At 73.7% G+C, this 537-nt stretch carries 1 protein-coding gene; it reads right to left on the minus strand.

Going from position 1 to position 537, the window contains the following annotated elements; translation table 11 throughout:
• Positions 1 to 70 precede the first annotated feature (70 nt).
• On the minus strand, positions 71 to 537 hold a 467-nt coding region (locus BHU15_RS37720), incomplete at its 5' end, for a M16 family metallopeptidase (protein WP_141726999.1).

Consider the following 537-nt stretch of genomic DNA (forward strand, 5'->3'; position numbering starts at 1 on the left):
ACCGGCCCCTCTTCGTACGCCCGCGAATCTTCGTACGCCCGCGAACAGCCGCGACCGCCGAACAGCCACCTCAGAAGTCGAGTTCGGCCGATCCGGCGCGCCGCAGCGGCGCGACCGCCGACTCGTCGGCGAGCACCACGCCCGTGAAGTCCCCGGGCCGGAAGAACCGCCGGGCCGCCTCCGCGACCGCCTCGTACGGCACCCCGTCCAGCAACGGCCCCCACCCGTGCAGCCAGTCGGCGCCGACCCCGATGTGCAGCAGGTTCGACAGGCCGGAGGCGAGGGAGGCCGGGGAGGACATCGCGGTGGCGATGGACCCGATCGCATAGCTCCTGGCCGCGTCGACCTCCTCCCGCGACGGCGGTTCGGCGCTCATACGCGCCAGCTCGCCCCGGATCACCCCGAGTGCGGCGGCCGTGTGCTCGGCCGCGGTGTCGGCCTCGACCATCAGCGTGGAGGCGCCCGGCACGGACTCCATGCCGGATCCGAGCTGGTACGCGTACCCCTTCTCCTCCCGCAGGTGCGCCACCAGCCGCG

The sequence above is a fragment of the Streptomyces niveus genome (genome assembly GCF_001723055.1).
Classification (GTDB): Bacteria; Actinomycetota; Actinomycetes; order Streptomycetales; family Streptomycetaceae; genus Streptomyces; species Streptomyces niveus.